This is a genomic window from Azospirillum sp. UENF 312511 (assembly GCF_058780635.1).
In genome coordinates, this window is sequence record NZ_JBSNCG010000003.1 from 997,104 (window position 1) to 1,014,109 (window position 17,006).

Genomic DNA, 17,006 nt, shown 5'->3' on the forward strand with positions numbered 1-17,006 from the left:
TCCCCTTTTGCCACACTGCTCCGGCTCACCCATCACTCGGGGACCGGAGCATGTTTGACAGATGTCCCCTTGGGACTTTTCGTGCCATGGTCGGAGGAACCGTTGGATGGCCCGAGTCAGCATCCTCCGCGTGCTCCGGCATGGCTCTTACCCGATGAACTCGATCTCATCAGGCTCGAACCAGCCCTGCCTGATCATTGAATCGCGCGCGAGCGCAGGGTCGGCCGTGTAGTAAACCACCGCAAGGCTCTCCTCGGCACGACTGCAGGTCACATAGAAAAGGCGACGCGTCCGATCGATCGTGGTTTCCTTACCAGCCGCTTCATTTTCAAGATCGGTCTTGCTCTTTTCCCTCGCCCCAAATAGTTTGTCGTAGGCGAACATAAAGCCGCGCGCTTCGTCATCGCTAACGATGACCATCACGCGAGGGAACTCCAGCCCCTTGACGCCTTGGTGAGTATCGAACTGTGAGGCACCTCGAACATAGCGGTCGTACTTCTCGATTTGATCGAACGGCGCGTCAAGCGCCAACCGCCAGCCGCCTAACTCGCTCTTACGATTGACCTCTTGTTCCTCGCTAGCTTCTTCGCCAGCCTCTCCTTCGGCATCGCCCTCGGGCGCAACTTCATCGGCGACAGTGAACGGAGCCAGCACGTCAGGAATTGTGAAGAGGCCGGTCTCGGCGACATAACGTAGCACTGCACGTGCCGTCGGTTTCTCATTGGCCGAGACCAGCGCCAGGAGGCCATCGCAAGCCGCCCTGGCCTTGCCGAGAATCTCGGCCTGCTTGTTGCCGGCTGCTTCGAGCGCCTTACGTTCAAGCAGCGGCGAGGTGCGCCGCACGACAGCCGCGGCGGCAAACCGATCCGACGCGCGCATCGAAGTCACGAGCGGCAGTATCTCGCGGGTGAATAGCCCGATGCCGGCCCCGGTTCCCTCAAGGAAACTCGTCCGGATGCGTTCGACCGCATAGAGCGGCTCGAAGAACTGCTCGAAGCCGAAGCGGCGGGCGGACATCATATGCTCCAAGGCAAGCGTCTTGATCGCCTCTGAGCCTGCGGCCCAGTTCTGGTCGCCCGTGATCTCGCCCATTCTCGCCGCGATAGCGGCCTCGGCCACGGCCTTGTCAGCGATCGACTGCGGCACAACGAACAGCCGGACAACACCTGGGCCAGCGTCGCTTCGAGGCTGCTGCTCCTCACCATCCTCATCACGACGAATCTTGTTGATGAGCGCAATGACCCGGGTCGGGCATCGATGGTTCATCCTTTTGCGCGGCTTCGCCCAGGCGTCGGGAATCGCCTCGGCAAGGCGATCCTTCCCGTCGGCATAGATGCGCTGCATCGTGTCGCCGAGAAGACCAAGGCAAAAGGCGTCGCGGTATGCCGCCTCTACGTCGAGTAGCGCATCCATAAGTCTGCGGCTCGTGTCCTGGCTTTCGTCAATGAGTAGGATTGGAAAGCGGGTAATCAGAAGGCGGCGTAGACCAGGCTTTGTGCCTAGGAAATCGGTGGTCATCGCGATGACCTCGGCATGGCTGAGGGCATCGCGGGTCCGGTTATCTCCAGTCGGGCTGTAAACGAAGCGCGTGATACTGTCGAGGCCTGCATACCGGCGCAGCTTGCTCTCGATTGAGCGGGCGCGGTCCGTTGCGGCTTTGCTGTTTCGCCGCCCCTTAGCCTGAGCCTCCTCCAGCTCGGCGACATCTTGGAGGAGTCTCGCGGCAAGCCATTGCCGGATATCCGCATCATAGCCGGCGATTAGCGACCAAGCGAAAGCATGGATGGTCGACACCTCAACACGGGGGTCGAACTCAAGTCGCTGCTTGATCTCGTCGCAGGCGGCATTGGTATAGGTGATGACGCCGATTTTCTGACCAGTCAGCGACAATCGCCGCCCTTGTTCTCGGCAGACTTTTCGGATCGCCTCAACAAGCGACCGCGTCTTTCCTGATCCCGCACCGGCATATAGAAAAAAGCTTTTCGGCTTCTCCAAATTGAGGCAGGCATGAATAATCTCGTCGGCCTCGGCATCGAACTGATCGTCGGCGACGCTCATGCTTCGACCTTTTCGGCTTCGAGCCGTTCGGCGCCGACATATTCGGCTTCGAACTGCTCAGTGTTTTTGGCTTCTGGCTGGTCGGTCTGTGCCACCTGTGGCAAAATCTCGATCTGCTTTTTCTTAAGCTGAGCGAGGAGCCATTCGAGCCCTTCAGCGATGTAACGGGGGACGACGATGTCCTCAAATTTTTTCACTTCAATGACATCGAGAGCAAACTCGGCTTTTTTACCGCTCCTGAGGGCGAAATACATCCGCTCGCCGATCGCAGCTACGCCGCCTCCGTTCGTGATCGCGTCTCGGAACTTGTGCACCAACCCTGTGCCCTTGAGTTCCGCGAAGAAGACGAGATTCTCGAATGCGAGCGCGTCCTCGAAAGTATAGGGGTATGCGACCTCTGGCCCTACGACGCCGGGTGATGTGACCCCTACCGGCGTTTGATACGCGGCACGCACCGCGAACAATGGGTCGCCATCCTCGCGAGCTGTCTTGGCGCCACTGTCGGCGTTCATCAGCTCGTCGACGTCATCGAGCCTAGGAACCCAAGTTTTAAGCGTTGCATTGTTGGTCTTCTGGCCAGTACCTTTTGCCGGCTGCACCGATGCACCGCCGGTGCTGTCGAGCGTGTCCAAGTCGGTAATGATCAGCGTTAGCAGCCCGAGATGCTCAATCAGCGGCTTGAGACGATGGGCGTGGCTCCCCCCAATTTCGAGTAGCGTTATGTAGCACTGGTTCAGTTCGTCATAGTGGGCACGGATGAAGTTAGGAACAAGCATCCGCTCGGCTGGTCCTTCGACCAATATCGCTGCGTCGGCGAAGAACAGATCGGCATGCTGCGCGCGCAGGTAACGTGTGACGAATCGCTCGGTCTCACTGCTTGAGCCAAATACCTCAGACAGATTGATAACCGTCGAGACGGGCACCTTGGCAACCATACCTGCCGGCAACCTGCGAAAATAGCGTAAGCAGGAAAAGGAGGTCTCATGCGCGACGTGGCTCGAGTGGGTACTGACCACGAGCTGGGTACGCAACTTCTCACTCTCGCCCAAGTCTTCATGTGCGCGGAGCACAGCATAAGCCTTCTTTATGAAGACTTGCTGCACCTGAGCATGAAGATGGGCCTCCGGCTCCTCAACTAACACTAGGTGAAGCGGTTCGGTTTTGGTGATCGCCGCACCTTTCGACGCTTTGCCGACACGCATCCACGCGTCGCGAAAGCTCATCAGGCGAAAGATCATCGAAATTAGATTCTGGTAGCCCAACCCGTTATTTGCCTCAGGCAATCGTAGGACGGGCGTTGTCGCGCCATTTTCCGCAATCACGTCAACTTCGAAGCTGATTGCTGCATTATGGTTGAGGCCGTCGATCGGCTTTAACCGTGTCGACACGCGCGGACGCGGGTCGGTTACACCCGGGTATCCCATCCCCTCGACCTCAGTAAAGGCAGCCTTGAAACTCTCCGTCAGCCGCTTGTCGAAGGCATCTTGAGCGGCCTCGATTGCCTGGAGAGCCCCAAGGTCCTTGGGATCAGGCCCCTTCGTCGGGTCGAGATGTTTAGCATAATAACTTCTTAGCTGGTCTGATAGCCGGCTGCCTGCGGCCGCTGCTGGCGCGTCGTCATCGTCGTGCACCTGCTGCTCTTCGCCAAACCCACGTTGCGCGGGAATGTCGTGGACGCGGATCAGACCGCTCAACGGATCGCCTTCGATCGGCAGCGAGCTGACCGGCAGCGCTTGCGGCTTTGCTTGAGACTTGACGGGCGCTACAAGTTGAGCAGGGTTCAGCGAATAGGCGCGAATTGTGAAATGCGTCGAAAGCCGCTTGCTGAGAAAATCCATAAGATTCTCAGGCCATACCGTGAGCTTTGGCGGTTCCAGCAGTGGATCTGCATTAGTGTTTTCTGCTGCCATTGCAGCAGTTGCAGCCGCCTTCATTGTCTCAGCGTCGGTGACCGCGCCCATAAAGTCTTTATAAAGAAGCCCAAGGTCCTTCGGCTCGTAGCGCAACCGGACGCCGAGCTGCCCACCCTCCCAATCGAGCGTTGGGATCAGATCGCGGACATGGTGCATCTCGCCGGTCTCAACATGCAGCCACAGGTCCAGTGTCGGCAAGGTGCTGACCCATGGATCGATGACTAGGTTGACGACCTCCTCAGCGTTGCGCGCGGCGATCCAAATTTCGCCGAGCGCGATTATTGTCGGCCAATGGCATAGAGTAATATCGTGTATTTCGAATGGACAGCGGCGCGGTGAAAGGAAGCGACGCAGCGCCAGCATGGCCGACGTCTTTCCACTATTGTTTGCACCGACGAATAGAGTGGTTGAGGTCGAAAGATCGACGCGCGTCGACAGCAGTTTTCTAAAATTTGCGATCTCAATGAATTCGATGTGCACGGAACGCCCCCAACCGCGATACCAAAGAGCGCCGGTCGATTCGCGCTACATAAGCGCCACCAACGCCTGATGAGGCTTATCAGTAGCATGAGGAAAAGAAAAGAGTGCTTTAAGGACGTCATAGAGTCGCCTGCCGTTCCCCAGTTGAACCGTACCGAGGCAGATCTCTTTAGCGCCTAACGGCACTGATCAGCAGAGGGAGGCGATTTTCGAAATGTGATCGGAGAGCGAAGCTGTCCGATCTGCGGCTCTGGAGCCATTCACCCCCTTTTAAGACATGGGCCCGGCCGCTCCCCGCAGCAGCGCCAGCGTCGCCTCGTCCATTCGGCCATTGCTGTAGCGCGTGAGCGCCTCCTGGTAGAGGGTCGCGGCCTCTTCTGCGGCAAAGGCAAACAGGGTCATGGAGGAGTGGAACTTCATATCGTCCGGAGAACCGAAGATCCCATGAAGCGTTCCCCCCTGGACCGCCAGCACGGCGCGCGTCGCTTTTTCCAATCGTGGGCCGAGCGTCGGATGTGCCAGATAGGCGCGCGCCTCGTTGAGGGAGTCGATGCCATAGAACTCGGCTGTGGCCGAGCGGCCAAGGCCGCGCAGTTGCGGGAAAATGAACCACATCCAATGGCTCTGCTTGCGCCCTTTTTGCAATTCCTCAAGCACAGTCGCGAAGACCCGCTCCTGCGCGTTCACGAACCGCTGGAGATCGAAAGGGTCATCCATCTTCATTCCACAGCTCCTGATCGAGGCTCTTGGTCGCGAGTTCGCTGTACATCGTTCTTTTACTAGGTTCTGTCGCCAAAGGGACTTGCGCAGAGCCGATCTGATCGCATTTGGTCCGAGTGCCGATCAGAACCATGGTGACCGACGCGATGTGGCGTCTGTAAAGGCCGAATGAAGCTTCCCCAGAAGGGTCGGTCGAAAAATCCCCAGATGGCTTGAATGGCTATGGATTGGCTTCGGTGTCGGCGCTCCTCGCTTTTGGTGGCCGGCCTCGGCGCCGTGGTGCCGGTAACGGGGTGGTGATCGGCCTGCTGCGGTTGTTGTCCGGTATCAGTTCGGCGTGGCGGCGCAGGCGGTAGCTGGCGCCTTCGATCTGCACCACCACGGCATGGTGCAGCAGGCGGTCCAGCAGGGCTGAAGCGACGACGGTGCCGCCGAAGACATCGCCCCATTCGGAAAAGCCGCGGTTGGAGGTCAGGATCATGGCGCCGCGTTCATAGCGGGCGTTGACCAGCTGGAAGAACAGGTTGCCGCCGCCGGGGATCACCGGCAGGTAACCGATCTCGTCGACGATCAGCAGCTGTGGCCGGCACAGGAAGCGCAGGCGTTCCCGCAAGGTCCCTTCGCGTTCGGCCTTGGCCAGCGAGCTTACGATGTCGGCCAGGGTGGCGAAGTAGACCGAGCGGCCAGCCTTGACGGCCTCCACCCCAAGAGCAAGCGCCAGGTGCGTCTTGCCGCAGCCGGGTTGGCCGAGGAAATGGACCACCTCGTGCCGGTCGACGAAGTCGAGCTGCGCCAAGGTCATGATCCGATCGCGGTCGAGCGAGGGCTGGAAGGAGAAGTCGAAGCCGGTGAGCGTCTTGATGGAGAGAAGCCGGCCCATCTTCAGGGCGGCCTTGATGCGGCGACCCTCGCGCAGCGTCAGCTCCTCGCCCAGCAGGGCGTCGATGGCCTCCAGGGCGGAGAGTTCGCCCCGTTCCAGCCGGCGCAGGATGTGCTCCAGCGCCTCCAAGGCGCGCGGCATCTTCAGCCCAACCAGGTACTGGCGAATGCGGTCGAGGGTGGCAGGTCCGGCCTCCAGCGACGTGGCGCTCATCACGGACTCCCCGGCTGGTTGGCCAAGTGGCGGCCAATGGTGTCGTAGATGGCCAGCGAGCGTGGCGTGATGGTACCGCCCTGCAGCGGTGGTGCCGGGGGCGAGGCCGCCTCCCTGGGCGTTTGGCTGTTGGGCGGTGGAGGCTGGGTCCGATGGCCGGTGGCAATGCGCCGCTGGCCTCGTCCTTCCAGCGCCGGGTGGGATGCGACGGCTATGCCGTCCTCCAGGATGGTGACGGTGCCGGCGGTGACCTGCACCTCCACCGTCCGCCGGCGGGTGCAATCCGGCACGGAGTAGAGGTTGCCGCCGACCGACACCATGCCGTCGCGGGTGACGCGGCGTTCCAGGGCCAGCACGCTGTTGAAGGGGCCGGCCGGCAGCGGCTTGAGGTGGGGGCGCTCATCGGCGAAATGCTCGGCGACGATGCGCTGGGTGGTGGCGTGCCGACGGCGGTTGGCGAGTTGATCCAACCACTGTGTGAACTGGACGTTCAGATCCTCGAGATTGCGGAAGCTGCGGGCCAGGAAGAAGTCTTCGCGCACGTAGCGGAAGGGCCGTTCGACTTTTCCCTTGGTCTTGGCTCGGTACGGCTTGCAGGCCTTCGGCAGGAAACCGTAGTGGCTGGCCAGAGAGAGGAGCTTGGGATTGTAGGCAATGCCTTGGGTCGGCTGATCGGGTTCTTCGATCTCGCCCAGCACGGCGGTCTTCATGCGGTCGTAGAGGATCTGTTCCGGCACGCCGCCCAAGCTGTCGAAGGCGGCGATGTGGCAGCGGAGCACGGTTTGCAGGTCCTGGCGGGCGACGAAGCGGGCCCACATCATACGGCTGTGGCCGAGCACCATGGAGAACAGCCAGACGATCCGCTCCGCCTCAGGTTCGTCGGTGAAGGTCGTCTTGAAGAAAGCGAAGTCGACCTGGGCCTGCTTGCCGGGTGGTGTCTCGAAGCGACGCTCGAAGGACAGTGGCGGCGTGGGACGGATGGCGCGAACCACTGCTTTCAGGATGGTGTAGCCGCCGGTGTAACCGCGCTCCTTGAGTTCCCGCAGCAGGCGACGGGCGCTGAGGTCAGGAAAGGCTTGCAGGCGGTCACGCAGATAGGGCTCGAAGGGCGTGAGCAGCGTCGGCCGAGCTGGCCGAGGGGTGTAGGCCGGCGCCTCCAGTCCACGGGCGATGTATTTGCGGATGGTCTTGCGATCCAGGCCGGTGCGGCGTGCGATCGCCGACACCGACAGGCCCTCGCGGGCGAGATCGAGAATCATGACAAGTTCCCCAAGTCTGACCACCGGCCCTCTCCCTCCGCCTCGGAGGGTGATCATGGGCGACGGGCGGCCGCAGGGCTCCGGGGCATACGCCCCGGAGCCCTGCCGTTGCGTTAGCCTGGGGAGTTTTCAGCCGCCCTTTCCGGGGAGTATCCAGCCGACGCCACATCGCGTCGGTCACCATGGTTCTGATCGGCACTCGGACCAAATGCGATCAGATCGGCTCTGCGCAAGTCCCTTTGGCGACAGAACCTAATAAACGAAGCAATCGCGGCTGACGCCCACCTTTCACGCCCTGCCCATACGAGTGCGGTGTTCTCGCAAAGCACGGTACATGGTCGTACGCTCCACCCCGAACTGTTCGGCAATCTGCCGCGCCGTCTGACCACCATGGCGATTCCTGAGCAGGGTCTCGATCATCGCGCACTGCTTGTCGGTCAACTTTCGAGGTCGGCCGAGGTGAACGCCGCGGCTCCTCGCCGCCTCCATCCCAGCAATGGTTCGCTCCGAGATCATCGTGGCTTCAATTTCAGCAACGGCAGCGAGTATCGCGAAGACCAGAGCCCCCGCCGGGCCGCCGGTGTCGATGCCCTGCGTCAAGCTGCGTAGACCGACGTCCTTGCGTTTGAGCTGGTCCGCGATCTTCAGCAACTCCAAGGTCGAACGGGCCAAGCGATCGAACTTCCACACCACCAGCACGTTGCCAGGCTGCACCGCCTTCAGCACGCCGGCCAAGCCGGGCCGCGCGACCGTCAGGCCGGACGCGGTGTCGGTCCAGATATCCTCGGGTTCTACCCCCGCCTTGGTCAGGGCATCGATCTGCAGGTCCAACCGCTGATCATCGGTAGACACTCGGGCATACCCGATCAGGCGTGACGTGGTACGTGTGGCAGCGGCCTTTCCCATGCCCTTTCACCACTGAGTTTTGCCACGACTTTTGCAACACGACTCTGGGCGCGGGGGTTCCGAGTCGCCGGTGTGGCAAAAGGCGGCCTTTCTGCCGTGGCGGCAGCACCGTCCAATCGACGGCGCCGGCGTCACGTCTCCGCGGCATTCTCCCGCAGCCAACGCTCAATCGCCGCAGCCACATGGGAGCGTTCTTCCGCGTTCAGGGCCTGTCCGCGGCGAATGCCGTGCCACTTCTCCAGGCAGTTCCGGCAGCATGTTGCCGTGGCGTGCTGCGCGATGAACACCGGATGCCCACGGAACGGCGTCTGTTTTCCGTCGTTGACGGGTTCCGCTGGCACAAGCCGCTTGTCGATGAAGTCCCGTGCGTGATCCAGCACCGTCGGAAACCCCTTGTCCCGCAGGTAGGCCTGCTCGCGGACCCCCAGCTGGAAGCGTTGACGGAAAGAAGAGCGGGCCAGTCCCGAAAACACCTGATCCAAATCCCTGATCGCGCCCATCGCCACTCCATGGAAATGCCATCTAGTAACCACCCTCCGGCCGGGACCTCAGTCTGCACGCGTCAACCCCATCTGCCAGAAATCCGCTTCCAGGCGGCAGGCCTGCCGGAAGGTCGTCAGCAGCTGCGGGAACCGCTGCTCGGTCATGCCGCGTGCGGCCAAGCGGTCCAACGTGGCACGCGCGCCAGCCGCCACCTCCTGGTAGGTGTCGCCCGAGTACTCGGCGATCCAGGAACGATAAGGATTGCCGGCTGCTAAACCCGATGGGCTGGCGGCGAGGCGCGTGCCGATCTCGGCATAGCCCACGACGCAGGGAGCAAGGGCAACGTGCAGATCGAGCAGGTCACCGCGCAGCCCCGTCTCGAGCACATACCGCGTGTAGGCCAGCGTCGCCTTGGCCTCCGGCGCCCATTCCAGCTCCGCGGCGGACAGGCCCCAGCCGGCACAGAGCCGAACGTGCAGGTCCATCTCCACGTCGAGAATGGCCTTCAGCCCGCCGAAGGCGGCGTGCATGTCGTCGAGCGACTGGCCCTTGTAGACGGCCAGAGCATAGGCGCGGGCAAAGTGGATGAGGAACAGGTAGTCCTGCACCAGGTAGTGGCGAAAGGAGGCCACCGGCAGCGTCCCCCGTCCCATTTGCTGGACGAACGTGTGGTCGACGTAAGCCGCCCATTCGTCGGCGGCCTCCGTGGCCAAACGGTCGAACAGGTCCACGGCGCTGCTCACCGTCATCGATCGGGTCCTCCAGGTTCTGATGTGTGGACTTGGCAATGCCGCCAGTGGCGTATTGTGGAGCGTCACGTCAGCAGGGGCAACGAAACGCGCTACTCCCGGATCTCCTGCTCGTCTTGATCGAGCGCACGGATCCGCCGTTTTCGATTGCTCTGAAGGCGGGGCGCGGCCCGGACGCCAGCCGGACTGGCCACCCGGTTCCAAGTGTCCCGAACAGCCGCAAAGCGCGGCGCCGCGGCGGCCAACGCCGCCTCCAAGGCACCGTAACGCCACAGCCGATCGTCGGCCTGCCGCACCGCCAGGGGATTGGGCGCCATGATCCCATCGCGGTCCAGCCGGAGCAGCCGCTGCACCGCCTCGGCTTCGCGGCCGGGGCCGAGCTCGTCGGCGAGAACCGCCAGGGCCAACGCCGGGGACAGGCTTCGCCCGTGTTCACACTGGATGGCCAGCGTGGCGTCGGGCTGGCCAGCACGGATCGCCCGCGCGAAATCGATCACGGTGGCGATCTGCTCGTCCGTTGGCCCGCGCTGCGCCCCCAGCCGCGGCACGCCGATGTCGTCGGAGCGCAGGACCAGCATGGCGTCCACGTCGCCCAGGACAGCCTGCGCCATCGCGGTGTCGAGGGTTTCGAACGATCCGCGATCGGCCTGCATCCGCACCGAGATAACGGCATCGGCGCCTTCCGCGGCCCCGTCCTCGATTTCGGCGCGCGACCACACGAACACCTTCATCGCCATATTCCGCTCCACTCCGCACGCGCCCGCGGTTTCCATTCTCCAGCTGTCGGCCGACCCCTTCGAGAACCGAGCGAAGGCAGCGCACCAGGAAAGCGACGATACGGCACTTGCCGGATGTTCTCAATGCGTTCGCATTCCCGCCCATCGCCGCTGGAATTCGCCGCTGGAATTCGCCTTAGATCCCCTCTCACCGGCAGCGCGTCCGCGCCCCATATGACGTGGGCAGGATTGCCCGCCGCCGGCGTGCATCCGGAACGCAGAACGGGAGGCGGCCATGCCGGAACACCGCAGCGTCAGCCGCCGCACCCTGATGGTGGGCATGGCCACGCTGAGCACCACAGCCCTGCTCTCCAGACCGGCCCGCGCCACGCCCCTCGTCCCGACGCCCGGCCAGACGGAAGGCCCGTTCTATCCGACCAGCCTGCCCGCGGACGTCGACCACGACCTCGTCCGGGTTCATGGGGCCGCCGCCCAGGCACTGGGCACCGTCGCCCACATCGGAGGGCGGATCCTCGACCGCGCCGGGCGGCCGGTCTCCGGCGCGGTGGTCGAAATCTGGCAGTGCGACGCCCAGGGGATCTACCGGCATCCGCGCGCACCCGGTCACGACCGGTTCGACGGAAACTTCCAGGGCTACGGGCGGGCGGCGGTGGCCTCGGACGGAGCCTATCGGTTCCGGACGATCAAGCCGGTGCCCTATCCCGGCCGCACGCCGCACATCCATTACGCGGTGATCGTGCCCGGCACCGGGCGGTTCGTGACGCAGATGTACGTCGCAGGAGAACCGCTGAACGCCCGCGACGGCCTGCTGAACGCCATCCGCGACCCGCAGGCGCGCCGCAGCGTGATCATCCCGTTGACCGCGGCGGACGGCCTCGAGGCGGGCGCCGTCCAAGGCACCTTCGACATCGTCCTCGACCTTTGAACTTCCGTGAAGGATCGGTGTCGGCTCTCCACACCGGTGAGCGGCCCGATCCACCAAGCCGACACCGCCTCAGAGGACGTGTTCGCTCGGCAGATGCGGCGGTTCGGCGACCGGCGCGGGGCGCGGCACGGGCACATGCATCGGGGCGGGCCGTGTCGAGGCCTGCCACAGGTCGAGGAATGTTCCGAGATGTGGCCGGTCGGCGCGCTCGCGCACGAGGCACTCCACCAAGCTGTCGACGCTGGCGTTGTGCCCGGCCGGGTCGGTGCGTCCGGTGAGCAGCGCCCAGCGGACATAGGCGGCGTAGAGGGTCAGCACGTCCGACTCGCAGTAGGCCCGAACCTTTTCCAGCTCGCCGCGCGCCATCATGTCGGCCACCTCGCTGCCGTGGCCGCCGATCTTGCCGGGCAGGCCGATCAGGTCGGCGATGTCCTGCAGACCGATGCGCTGTGAGGCGCCGTAGTCGGCGACCTGCTCCATCAGGTCGCAGTTGAAGTCGGGCTGGTAGCGCTGGGTGTAGCCGTTCCATTTGTCGCCGGTTTGGAACCACGCCGGCACCGGCACGCCGTAGACCATCGCGCGCAGGCGCAGCACCGGCAGGTCGAAGCCGCGCCCGTTCCAGGTGACCACGCGCGGCAGCGTCCGGGCGAAGTGCTTCCAGAAGCCGCGGATCAGCCGCTCCTCGTCATAGTCGAGGTCGCCGCCGGAGCGGCACTCGGTGACACGGTAGCGCTCCACCCCGGAGGACCGGTCGATGGCCGCCTCGACGAAGCTGATCGCCACGATCTGATGGCAATGCGGCGGCGGGAACTTCTCCGCCGGCCAGTCCGCCGGAAGGATCTGGCGGTCCGGCATCGTCTCGATGTCGAGGCAGAGCAGCGTGTCGTGGTGCATGGAACCTCCGGGGTGCGGCGGCGCCATGCTCCTCAAACGATCGGGGAAGCACAACGGACAAATGACCGCTCCGCGTCGCTGCGGGGTTGGCGCTGCGTGGACGGCACACCGCGACGTTCACCAGCGGAGCGGGCCGCCCGATGGTGCCGCCGAAGGCCCCGATGCGATGCTGCGTCGATTGGGGCTGGCTCCGCGGTGCGGCCATTGCGGAATGAGGCTTGGTCCTCATAGAACTCGTCTGACGGAGCCGCGTCAGCCGGCTCCGGATGCAAAACGCTGCCGTGTCAACGGGCACACCAATCGCGGCGCGGCGTGCCGTCCGCAGGCTGGGTCAACGCCGCATCGACCAGGATACGCTGCAGGTCGACGCCATCGATGAGCACGACGGCCTCGACGTCATTGGCGTCGACATCTCGTGGGGCGCAGAAGGCCACCAGCCGGGCGTTCCGCAGGGTGAGCACGATCGTGGTCTGAGCCAAGCGGGCGAGGAACCGCTCGGTGGAACACTGGCCATCGGGCTGGGGTCCTTCGACACCGCGCGGGTGAACGCTCACCCAGCCCCGGTCCGGAACGAAGGCGGGGATCCGGCCGTCGCTCGTGACGTCGATGGGCTGGTGCCGCCAGGACTGGCACGTGATGACCTCCCGGCCCATTGCGGGAGCGGCGGTCGTGAGCCCCAGAACGGCAAGGCACAAAAGGCGGCGGTTCATCAGCGGCACCGATCACCATCAACGACGCGGAGCGGCATCCGCAAGATGGGGCTGGATGCATCCCCTTCTTCCCATCGTAAGCCATACGGGAAAAAGCGTCTCCGCCGAATCCATCTGCGGGCGCGCGGTGTGAAGGGCATGTCGGCGCCGGGCACAACGTCGGCGACCCGCTATCCGGCACGGCGGACATGCCGGAGCCTGTGGCCGGGACATCCGAACGATCCGGCGCACGGGAAACCGCGGTCCCCGCGGCGACTTCACAATGAAGATCGCAGGACGTTCGATGGGGGAACGGATGGAAGGGCGGCCGTCGCCCTCCGAGAAAGGTTGATCCCACCACCCACCGTCCAGCACCGAGTCCGGCGTGAGGGCCGACGGAACGGGTCTCGACACCGCAACCGGCACCCCATCGGTCTATCGCCCGTTCCAATCCTTGCCCACCCTCGTCCTGTCGAACGGGACGTCCGTCCCCGGCGCTTCGGTTTCGAGGGGATCATCGTTGGCGGCCTCACGGAAATACTGCGTGATGAACAGCCGAATCGCGGCGCTGACCGACAAACCCGCCGGACGCTTCCGGGCGGCCTCGGTGCAGAGGCTGTCGACGCCTTGGCGCTCCCGTTTGGAGATTTCCAGCAGCGCATCCCAGAGCGCATCCTGAAGACGGATGGTGGTTCGCCGGCCGCCGATCCTGATGCTGCGGCCCGGCGTAAGGGCAACGCCCCGGTCCACCTGCCCAAGCGCCGCCTTCATCATCGGCGACTGCGTCTTGCCGACCCGCTGGGACGGCTCGCTCCTCCGGCGGTTCGCTTTCTTCCCGGTCCCGTCCCGGTCGTCGTTGCCGGGTGCGGTCAACATCTCATCGTTCATGGCTCGGCCCTTGGTAGGCGAAGACGCGACAGGTCGGCACCGTGGCGGCTTGCGGCCGCTGCGGTGCCTGCCCCGTGTGGAGTCAGGGACCGGTCGGCGCATCGGCGCCGGCCGTCCGGGATGGACGGAAGATCCTTTTTGCGAGATAGGGGACGCTGAACACGATCACCGCGTAGACGAGCCCCCACCCGTAGGCCTTGGCGAACAGCAGGCATCCCATGACCGCCAGGCCACCGAAAATCCGGCTTGCGGCGGAGCGCCCGAGGGCCACGTAGACTGCACCGCTGGCTAGATACAGCAGGAAGAAGTTCTGCCCCGCCGTCATCAGCAGCGTTTCGAGCGAGACGATCCCCGCGGCCTGCGCGACCAGCACCGACCCGAAGATCAGCGCCATTCCGCCGACAGCGGCCCGCGGCGTCCCGCTTCCATTCACCGTGCCCAGGCGGAGCGAGGCCGGCGCCCATCCGCGGCGGCCGATGTCGAACAGCAGGCGCGACGCCGCCCAGCAGGCCCCGTTCAGGTTCACCACGATGATGCCGGTCACCAGAACCGCGACCGCCACGCCCGGGACACGCCCGCCCGCCAGGTTCTCCACCACCGCGAGGAACGGCGCGCCGGCGAGTTGTGGGCTGTCGAGCGGAACGAGGGCCTGCACCGCCGCCGAGATGCCGAGGTAGAGCCCGGTCACCACCACGAAGCTGAGGACCACGGCGATGGGGAAGTCGCGCTTGGGGTTCTTGAACTCCTCCGCGGTGAAGGCGAGCATCTCCCACCCCGTGAAGGCGAAGAAGGCCAGGGCCGCCCCGCCCCAGAGGCCAGACAGCGACGGCGAGCCCGCGCGGAAGTCGATGGCGCTCCAATGCGGGACCGCGCCCAAGGTCACCGCGATCAGGCAGGCGGCCAGCACCATGACCACAATGTCCTGAAGGCGGCCGGCGAACTTCGCGCCGGCCCAGGTGGCGAGGAGACCGGTGCCGAGCAGGACCGCTCCCACCGCGGCGGTCAGCGCCGGCGCGGTGGCGGAGTCGGTCCCGAGGCCCTGGACGATGTAGGTGGCGCCGGTCAGAGCGATGGCCGGGATGCCCAGCGCGAAGGTGCCCAGCAGCAGGTAGGACGTGCCGATGGCCGCCCAGGGAAAGGCCTCCGCGACGAAACCCGACACGCCGCCGGCGGACGGGAAGCGTCGACCAAGGCTGGCGAAGACCACCAGGAGTGGGGCGACCACCACCGCGTCCAGGCACCACGACCAGAGGGCCCACCCTCCGGCCTGCTGATAGACCAGGCCGGGGAGCGCCAGCATGCCGGCGCCCACCACGATGCCGATCGCCAGCGTCACCGCGCCGAAGAGGCTGATGGTCGGCCGCAAGGCGTTGGCGTCAGGAGCGCTCATTGGCGATGATCCTCTCGTGGTGGAAGGGGGCCAGACCGGCATCCTCGGGAACGTCGAAGACGGCGGTCACCCGGTTGCCCACGATCACGGTCGGGACGCTCTGCCGTTCCAGGATCGCGCGGGGAAAGGTCGTCTCGTGCCAGGGGCATTTGATCGAGCCGGTCTTGTGGTTGCCGGTGCCCAGGAAAAGCGGGCCGCCGCGGTGGGGGCACTTGCCGCTGCACAGCAACGGCTTGTGCCCTTCGTGAGCGAGCAGGAAGTAGTGGGTCTCGTCCACGAGCACGCCGTTGTGTTGCGTGCGGTCGAATTCGACGACTCTCATGCGGCCAGCCCCAGGCCGGCGGCCTTGCGGATGCGGTAGGAGCAGGCGTCGGAAAGCACCCTGGTGCCGTGCAGGCGGCCGCCGGGAATGACGATGGATTGCCCCGCCGCCAGTTCGATCGAGTGCAGGGGGCCGACGGTGAACTCGACCGCACCCTCGGTGACCTGGAAAAGCTCGGCCTGGTCGTGGATGTGCAGCACCGAAACCTCGCCCTTCGGCTCGGTGAACGTCAGCACGTCGGGGCCGGACCACATGTCGGGATGCGAGGAGCAGAAGTCGCCGGCCATGGGCGCCTTGAACAGCCGATCGCCGAACGCGAGCTGGTCCATCAGATCCTTGTCCGCGAGCGCCTGGAGCAGCTTGAACTCCTCGAAGCCCCGCACGACGTCCGCCAGGATCCAGTCGCCGACCCGCTCGACCAACGGCGCGATCACCCGTTCCATCGCCATGCGGCCGTGGTGGACGTCGATCTCGTGGTGTTCGTCAAAATAGCGGGTGTCCACCTCGGCGCCGAAGATCCGGCGCAGCATCTCGGACTGCTGGCGGTTCGCTTCGGCAAGCGTCGCCTCCGTGTAGAGAAGAGCACCGACATAGCGGCCGAAATGCTTGTGGTTGCGCGACACGAGGTGGAAGTAGTTCACCAGCGCCAGCGACGACGGCAGGAAGAACTGCCAGTAGGCGTGGGGCCGGTGATCCAGCCCGCGGCTCTTCAGGGTGGTCTCGAAGATGGTGGAGTGCTTCGACGCCGACACCCCATAGCCGTACTCGTCGATCAGGATCGTGAAGAGCCCCGACTGCGCCGGCCCGTAATTCCCCAGGACATTGCGGGCCATGGCCGAAGCCTCGGTGATGAAGTCGGACGAGAGCTGCACCAGGAACTCGTCGGCGGCCGCGGCCGGGTTGCGCGCCTCGAGGATGGCGCGCACGACCGCGCTTTCGCCGGTGTTGGCTTGCGCCAGAGCATGCTCCGCGTAGGCGCGGAACGACGGCATGGTCCAATGGCCGGAGGTTTCGATCTCGTCGTCCAGAAAGCCGAACAGCTGGTGCTCCAGCCCGGGCCGAAGCCGTTCGCCAAGGCACTTCAGATCGTCGTCATAGAAGGCGGCGAACGCCTCGCGGCGAGGCCGGTCCATGGTTTCCGGCAGGAACAGCAGTTCGGCCTCGTAGATCGTGGTGAGCAGGCGCTGCCCGAACAGCGCGGCGTTGGTGGCAATCTGCGACGGGGCGAGCTTGACGGTCAGGTCGATGGTCGCGGCGTCCTGCCGGCGGAGCGGACGGAGAAATGGGTTGTCCTCGTTCAGGAAGGACATCGGCTGGCCGAACAGGGGATGGGACGAAAACAGCGTGGCGAGACCGTTCAGATCAGCGCGCGAAACCTCGTGGCGCCGGCAGACGACAGCATTACCAGACATTGCGGACTACCCTTCGTCATGGTCGCGATGACGAGGAGGCTACAAATCGTATTGTCCAGTTTGACCCATCAATACGTCCAGCGGTAAC

Annotated in this window: 16 protein-coding genes; 1 reads left to right on the top strand and 15 read right to left on the bottom strand. The window is 64.5% G+C overall.

Features of this window, described 5'->3' with window-relative positions:
* Positions 1 to 147: 147 nt before the first annotated feature.
* From ACWPN7_RS16010 to ACWPN7_RS16050, 9 genes are all read right to left on the bottom strand, one after another.
* On the bottom strand, positions 148 to 2,058 hold the full coding sequence (locus ACWPN7_RS16010) for a UvrD-helicase domain-containing protein (RefSeq protein WP_492273361.1): 1,911 nt from the start codon (positions 2,056 to 2,058) through the stop codon (positions 148 to 150).
* Complete coding sequence (locus ACWPN7_RS16015) at positions 2,055 to 4,451, bottom strand: AAA family ATPase (RefSeq protein WP_459196825.1); 2,397 nt, start codon at positions 4,449 to 4,451, stop codon at positions 2,055 to 2,057. The genes ACWPN7_RS16010 and ACWPN7_RS16015 overlap by 4 nt, the downstream gene beginning before the upstream one ends.
* Positions 4,452 to 4,721: 270 nt before the next feature.
* Positions 4,722 to 5,174 (bottom strand): DUF1810 domain-containing protein, encoded by a 453-nt coding sequence (locus tag ACWPN7_RS16020; RefSeq protein ID WP_459196824.1) that lies wholly within the window; start codon positions 5,172 to 5,174, stop codon positions 4,722 to 4,724.
* A gap of 217 nt (positions 5,175 to 5,391) precedes the next feature.
* Positions 5,392 to 6,264, bottom strand: coding sequence for an IS21-like element ISAzs30 family helper ATPase IstB (gene istB / locus ACWPN7_RS16025; protein ID WP_456531118.1), 873 nt, complete (start codon positions 6,262 to 6,264; stop codon positions 5,392 to 5,394).
* Positions 6,264 to 7,547 (bottom strand): IS21 family transposase, encoded by a 1,284-nt coding sequence (gene istA, locus ACWPN7_RS16030; protein ID WP_492273362.1) that lies wholly within the window; start codon positions 7,545 to 7,547, stop codon positions 6,264 to 6,266. The genes istB and istA overlap by 1 nt, the downstream gene beginning before the upstream one ends.
* Positions 7,548 to 7,811: 264 nt before the next feature.
* Positions 7,812 to 8,429, bottom strand: a complete 618-nt coding sequence (locus tag ACWPN7_RS16035) for a recombinase family protein (RefSeq protein WP_459197992.1) — start codon at positions 8,427 to 8,429, stop codon at positions 7,812 to 7,814.
* A 131-nt stretch (positions 8,430 to 8,560) separates the two neighbouring features.
* The gene (locus ACWPN7_RS16040; protein ID WP_459197993.1) at positions 8,561 to 8,929 is read right to left on the bottom strand and encodes a DUF4186 domain-containing protein; all 369 of its coding nucleotides are present in this window, start codon (positions 8,927 to 8,929) and stop codon (positions 8,561 to 8,563) included.
* Positions 8,930 to 8,977: 48 nt separating this feature from the next.
* Positions 8,978 to 9,661 (bottom strand): thiaminase II, encoded by a 684-nt coding sequence (gene tenA / locus ACWPN7_RS16045; RefSeq protein ID WP_079285244.1) that lies wholly within the window; start codon positions 9,659 to 9,661, stop codon positions 8,978 to 8,980.
* Between the two features lie 92 nt (positions 9,662 to 9,753).
* Positions 9,754 to 10,398 (bottom strand): hypothetical protein, encoded by a 645-nt coding sequence (locus ACWPN7_RS16050; protein ID WP_459197994.1) that lies wholly within the window; start codon positions 10,396 to 10,398, stop codon positions 9,754 to 9,756.
* A gap of 274 nt (positions 10,399 to 10,672) precedes the next feature.
* Here ACWPN7_RS16050 and ACWPN7_RS16055 point away from each other — a divergent pair, with 274 nt between their 5' ends.
* Positions 10,673 to 11,323 carry a dioxygenase family protein gene (locus tag ACWPN7_RS16055; protein ID WP_459197995.1) on the top strand — a complete coding sequence of 217 codons (651 nt, stop codon included), beginning with the start codon at positions 10,673 to 10,675 and terminating at the stop codon, positions 11,321 to 11,323.
* Between the two features lie 69 nt (positions 11,324 to 11,392).
* Here the strand turns inward: ACWPN7_RS16055 and ACWPN7_RS16060 are convergent, their stop codons facing one another.
* From ACWPN7_RS16060 to ACWPN7_RS16085, 6 genes are all read right to left on the bottom strand, one after another.
* Positions 11,393 to 12,217, bottom strand: a complete 825-nt coding sequence (locus ACWPN7_RS16060) for a 3'-5' exonuclease (RefSeq protein ID WP_456511561.1) — start codon at positions 12,215 to 12,217, stop codon at positions 11,393 to 11,395.
* 284 nt (positions 12,218 to 12,501) lie between these two features.
* Positions 12,502 to 12,927 (bottom strand): hypothetical protein, encoded by a 426-nt coding sequence (locus ACWPN7_RS16065; protein WP_459197996.1) that lies wholly within the window; start codon positions 12,925 to 12,927, stop codon positions 12,502 to 12,504.
* A gap of 414 nt (positions 12,928 to 13,341) precedes the next feature.
* Complete coding sequence (locus ACWPN7_RS16070; protein ID WP_459197997.1) at positions 13,342 to 13,794, bottom strand: ribbon-helix-helix domain-containing protein; 453 nt, start codon at positions 13,792 to 13,794, stop codon at positions 13,342 to 13,344.
* Between the two features lie 82 nt (positions 13,795 to 13,876).
* Positions 13,877 to 15,184: an APC family permease gene (locus ACWPN7_RS16075; protein WP_459197998.1), complete on the bottom strand. Its 1,308-nt coding sequence runs from the start codon at positions 15,182 to 15,184 to the stop codon at positions 13,877 to 13,879.
* Positions 15,171 to 15,506: a Rieske 2Fe-2S domain-containing protein gene (locus ACWPN7_RS16080; protein ID WP_035683850.1), complete on the bottom strand. Its 336-nt coding sequence runs from the start codon at positions 15,504 to 15,506 to the stop codon at positions 15,171 to 15,173. Before ACWPN7_RS16080 ends, ACWPN7_RS16075 begins: the two co-directional genes overlap by 14 nt.
* A complete protein-coding gene (locus ACWPN7_RS16085) occupies positions 15,503 to 16,918 on the bottom strand; it encodes an iron-containing redox enzyme family protein (RefSeq protein ID WP_459197999.1) in 1,416 nt (471 codons plus the stop codon). Before ACWPN7_RS16085 ends, ACWPN7_RS16080 begins: the two co-directional genes overlap by 4 nt.
* Positions 16,919 to 17,006 lie beyond the last annotated feature (88 nt).